Origin of the sequence: Burkholderia territorii (assembly GCF_902833055.1) — a bacterium.
Lineage (GTDB): Bacteria > Pseudomonadota > Gammaproteobacteria > Burkholderiales > Burkholderiaceae > Burkholderia > Burkholderia territorii.
The window spans coordinates 1-525 of record NZ_CADFEJ010000105.1; the positions used below are offsets into that span (position 1 = coordinate 1).

The following is a 525-nucleotide window of genomic DNA, read 5'->3' on the forward strand; positions in this document are numbered from 1 at the left end:
CTATAGGAGCGCGAGCGTACTGTTTTAAGCCGTGTTAACCCGGAATTTCGCGAAAATTCTGGATCTTGTGTTCTATCAGGCAGAACGATAGAGTGTGCGACGTATCAATCTCGAAAGTATCGGGCGGGTGATGGAAGACGAAGCAGGCTCCGCGCAGGAGGCGGTGGATGCGAATTCGAGCGGCGTGGCCGTGCTCGATCGCGCGTTCGCGATTTTCGAAGCGTTCGGCCCGGGCGACGATCGCCTGACGCTGGCCGAGCTGTCGCGCCGCACGGCGCTCTACAAGAGCACGATCCTGCGGCTGCTGGCGGCGCTGGAGCATGGCGGCTTCATTCGCCGGCTGCCCGACGGGCAGTACGCGATCGGGCCGGCGCCGTTGCGGCTGGCGGCGCTGTACCAGCGATCGTTCGCGGTCGGGCCGGTGATCGAGCCGATCCTGCAGCACTTGAGCCAGGACCTGGCCGAGACGGCCTCGTTCTACGTGCGGCAGGACGACAAGCGCCTGGTGCTGTATCGCGTCGAGCC

1 protein-coding gene is annotated in these 525 nt (G+C 64.2%); it reads left to right on the forward strand.

What is annotated here, in order from left to right; all coding sequences use genetic code 11:
* Positions 1 to 130 precede the first annotated feature (130 nt).
* Positions 131 to 525: IclR family transcriptional regulator (locus tag HW466_RS31230; protein ID WP_176316157.1), on the forward strand; the 395-nt coding region annotated here is incomplete at its 3' end.